Source organism: Denitrificimonas halotolerans (assembly GCF_034259425.1).
Lineage (GTDB): Bacteria > Pseudomonadota > Gammaproteobacteria > Pseudomonadales > Pseudomonadaceae > Denitrificimonas > Denitrificimonas halotolerans.
The window spans coordinates 1-3,477 of sequence record NZ_JAXIVU010000039.1 but is presented as its reverse complement, the minus strand read 5'-3'; the positions used below and the strand labels follow the sequence as shown (position 1 = coordinate 3,477).

Below are 3,477 nucleotides of genomic sequence, written 5' to 3'. Positions count from 1 at the left end.
TATATAATACCAACACAACCTATACTGCAAAGACTTTAGCGGCCTATTAAGGGGTTAAGGGGCTGCTTACGCAGCCCTCGCTATCCATCCCGCACTAAAAGTACGAGGTCTTACGCGATTTTGATAAATGTATTAAAGTTATTATCTAAGCGGCCGATAGTATAGAGTAAGCGCACTGACAAAGAGGATGTTCCCTTGAAAATCAATCAACAGCAACCGCTCTCCCACTCCAGTCAAGTGGGACCGGCCAAGCACAATACCAGAGCCACACCGAGCTCCACCCCTAGTGTTGAACACAACGAACCCGCAGCTATTACTCATCTGAGTCAAACCTTCGGGTCGACAGCACAAGACATTGATAGCGTGCGTGTAAATGAAATCCGTCAAGCAATCAGTGAAGGTCGTTTGGAAATCCACGCTGACCGCATTGCTGACGGTTTGCTTAACAGCTTGAATGACCTACTGGATTAAACAACATTTATGAGTCTTAAACAGCATCTTGCCGTTCAACAGCAACGCTTACAACAACTGATACAGCTCTTAACCGAAGAACAGGCTGCTCTCAGTCAGGCTCAAGTTGATGGTGAGCAATTGGCGAACATTGCTGCAGACAAAGAAAAGCTGTTTACTCAACTGGAAAGTTTTGAAGTTCAGCGTCAACAGGTGCAAAACAAGTTGGGTTACAGTGTCGGCATGGCTGGCGCAGAACTAGCTGCACTAGACGCTCACTGCCTCCCTCTTTGGCACGCCTTGTTAGAAAGTGCGCAACGTGTCGCACAGCTCAACCAGCTCAACGGTGAATTGATTAAACAACGCATTGAATACAATCAACGCATGCTTAACTTCCTACATGAGGCAGCAGGTCAATCACTGTACGGCCCCGACGGCCAAACCTGCAAAACTAGCGGCCAGATCAGCTCAAAAGCTTAACTCTACGGTACCTCCTTGGTGCGCTCTAAATACCTGAATTAACCCCTTTGATCTTCACCACTATCTATCTAGGCATCAACCACCGGCCTGTTTAGCAGTAAAGCCTCGCTTACGTAACTCATCTAGCAATACATCCAGCTTGTCACCTTGAATTTCAATCACGCCTTCCTTTAGTGAACCACCACATCCGCAACGCTTCTTTAATTCTGCAGTGAGTTTTTTAAGCTCATCCAAGGTTAAGCATAGACCCTGGATGGTCGTCACCGTTTTACCGCCACGACCTTTACTTTCACGGCGCACACGTGCCACACCGTCACCTGTGTTCACTGGCTGTTCTGCACAAATACACGCTGTCTGAGGCTGCTCACACTCAGGACAATGCCGACCACTGTCTGTGGAGTAAACCAATCCGCTTAACGCAGCAAAAGACGATGCTTTTTTCACTGTGTAACCCTCTATGAACTACCCACTACTTTAGATAGTAGTGGCTTCCTAGGTAATGCACAGACTTGTGGGGTGCGCTGCACCGTAGCAGAGGTCATGCAAATTGACTAGGCTAACTCCCTCGCACCGAGGGTTTCTGTAATTGACAACCAGTAGCACAACCTTCCTTGAGGGTGTTGATACTGGCACTATAATCGCGATCTAGGACAATGCTGCAGCTTGGACATTACCAAACATATGCCACATGTTTGAACAGGTTTTAGACGATGGAAACCATCGGTCTAGCTTAATGAGCTGTTTGCCATACCACTCTGCCTTGTAGGCCAGCATCGTGGCAAACTGTGACTGATCGCTTTAGCTAAGCGCCTGTTTCTAACCATGCCTTTGACGTTCAAATCCTCAATAACAATAATATCGTGGTTTCTGATGAGATTGAATGAAGTTTTATGCAGAAAGTCTTTACGGCAGCTAACTCTTTTCTCATATACCTTGACAACTTTTAATCGCTACTTTTGGTAATTGCGGCTTTTTCCCTCGCCCTGCGGCGAACTAAAATCTTTTGCTCACGCGCCAGCTTCTTTTCGTACTTGGCTAAAAACTTAGGATTAGCAACTCCTACTTCGTCTGACGTAATATTCTATTTTATCGTTAAGCATTTTATTCCAAACGAAACGAGCGCAACCAAACGACTTAGCAAAGAACACTTGCTGTTCTTCCATTAGGTAGAACCTTTATTTATAGGCTTTGAGGACTTGCTTGCTCATTTGCATATATCTATTTAGAACCTAAAACCTGCATTAGTTTTATCACGCCAGCACACATAAAACTGGCTCAACAAAAATAGCAGTTACAACCAACGGCGCACTTTATTCATATATTGGCGATACTCATCGCCGAAATGCTCTAGCAATATACGCTCTTCATGACGAATCACACCAACACTCACGGCAAAAAGTACAGCTGGCAAAAACACCCAACCCCAAACGTCTGCCAATAAAATTGCTCCCCCTATATAACTTAAAGTCATAGCCACGTAGATAGGGTTGCGCGTCACCCGGAAAGGCCCCTCAGTCAATAACCGTTGTGGCTTTCCATAAGGATTTAAAGTCGTTTTACGCCAAAGCATCAACCAAACTGACCACAACACTAAGAGCACACTTGCATCAATTGCACTCCAACCAAAAAACCATGTCCATGGATTCGATGGCAAAGCCAAAGGCCAAACAATACTGCAGGCCCAAGCCAGTATAAAGAAAGCAACATACACCAAGGGAGCAGGAAGAATAAAATAAGGCTTGCGCATCGGACTACACCTAACTCAGTTATGTATGCTCACGAGTTTACTCTGTAGCGCAAAAAACTGCATGCATAGCCTGCAAAGTCAACCCACACGTTTTAACATCCTACTAGCATTGACATCCCTCGGTCTTATATCCCCGCCCTTTCAGACAAGGGGTTACGGCAGACTTGCTAAACGCTACGTTGACATCCTCCCCAACCTAAAGGACGGGGATTCCTACTGCTAGACAGCCCTGCCCGACCGCGAGAATGTTACGTGCCGCGTTGATATCGCGATCGTGGGTGACACCACACCCATAGCACGTCCATTCTCTTATTCCAAGTCCTGCGATACCTTTCGGCCTCGATTCGGGCAGGCTGCCACAATTCGAACAGGTTTGGGTGGTATATGCCTCGTCAACTTCCTTAAAAACAATGCCTGCGTGAGCGCATTTATAGTCCAGCATTGTTTTTAATTGACCCCAACCAGCGTCCAGCACTGACTTGGCCATCGTGGTTTTAACGAGTTTTAAACTACTGACGTTGCCCACATAGATTTCACCGCAGCGATTGACCAGCGTACGGCTGCATTTGTGCAGGGCATCTTTTCTACGGTTAGCGATTTTCGCATGAAGGGTTTTGACTTGGGTTTTATTTCTGGCTCGACCTCCACATCCACCACCACGTTAAAGTACCTGCGGCCACGGGCATCTTCGTTGAAGCTACTAGAGCGGAATCTATATTGGCTCAAACCGTAGCTATCCCACACTTTAAAATAGTGGCCGTTGTGGTAGACCTGACCATTTTTCCATTGCGCCGCACCTG

The 3,477-nt window shown here is 46.4% G+C and carries 6 protein-coding genes and 3 pseudogenes; 2 read left to right on the top strand and 7 right to left on the bottom strand.

The window, feature by feature from the left end; genetic code table 11:
* Nucleotides 1-195 precede the first annotated feature (195 nt).
* Nucleotides 196-471: a flagellar biosynthesis anti-sigma factor FlgM gene (flgM, locus tag TOI97_RS13120; protein WP_321554573.1), complete on the top strand. Its 276-nt coding sequence runs from the start codon at nt 196-198 to the stop codon at nt 469-471.
* Nucleotides 472-480: 9 nt separating this feature from the next.
* Nucleotides 481-930 carry a flagella synthesis protein FlgN gene (locus tag TOI97_RS13115; protein WP_321554572.1) on the top strand — a complete coding sequence of 150 codons (450 nt, stop codon included), beginning with the start codon at nt 481-483 and terminating at the stop codon, nt 928-930.
* Nucleotides 931-1,005: 75 nt separating this feature from the next.
* On the opposite strand, the gene TOI97_RS13110 is transcribed toward TOI97_RS13115, so the two are convergent.
* From TOI97_RS13110 to TOI97_RS13095, 7 genes and pseudogenes are all read right to left on the bottom strand, one after another.
* Complete coding sequence (locus TOI97_RS13110; RefSeq protein ID WP_321554571.1) at nt 1,006-1,374, bottom strand: translation initiation factor Sui1; 369 nt, start codon at nt 1,372-1,374, stop codon at nt 1,006-1,008.
* Between the two features lie 201 nt (nt 1,375-1,575).
* A pseudogene (locus TOI97_RS13390) lies at nt 1,576-1,707 on the bottom strand (zinc ribbon domain-containing protein); the annotation flags it as partial.
* Nucleotides 1,656-1,865: pseudogene (locus TOI97_RS13385) on the bottom strand (transposase); the annotation flags it as partial. The pseudogenes TOI97_RS13390 and TOI97_RS13385, both read right to left, overlap by 52 nt.
* A gap of 114 nt (nt 1,866-1,979) precedes the next feature.
* Nucleotides 1,980-2,093: a helix-turn-helix domain-containing protein gene (locus tag TOI97_RS13380; RefSeq protein WP_407651359.1), complete on the bottom strand. Its 114-nt coding sequence runs from the start codon at nt 2,091-2,093 to the stop codon at nt 1,980-1,982.
* 128 nt (nt 2,094-2,221) lie between these two features.
* On the bottom strand, nt 2,222-2,677 hold the full coding sequence (locus TOI97_RS13105; protein ID WP_321554570.1) for a methyltransferase family protein: 456 nt from the start codon (nt 2,675-2,677) through the stop codon (nt 2,222-2,224).
* 196 nt (nt 2,678-2,873) lie between these two features.
* A complete protein-coding gene (locus TOI97_RS13100; RefSeq protein ID WP_321554574.1) occupies nt 2,874-3,275 on the bottom strand; it encodes an RNA-guided endonuclease InsQ/TnpB family protein in 402 nt (133 codons plus the stop codon).
* A pseudogene (locus TOI97_RS13095) lies at nt 3,182-3,477 on the bottom strand (hypothetical protein); the annotation flags it as partial. The pseudogene TOI97_RS13095 and the gene TOI97_RS13100, both read right to left, overlap by 94 nt.

Coding starts and splice junctions, on each gene's coding strand:
- TOI97_RS13115 (WP_321554572.1), top strand. CDS start 481: ATGAGTCTTAAACAGCATCTTGCCGTTCAACAGCAACGCTTACAACAA.
- TOI97_RS13380 (WP_407651359.1), bottom strand. CDS start 2,093: ATGGAAGAACAGCAAGTGTTCTTTGCTAAGTCGTTTGGTTGCGCTCGT.
- TOI97_RS13105 (WP_321554570.1), bottom strand. CDS start 2,677: ATGCGCAAGCCTTATTTTATTCTTCCTGCTCCCTTGGTGTATGTTGCT.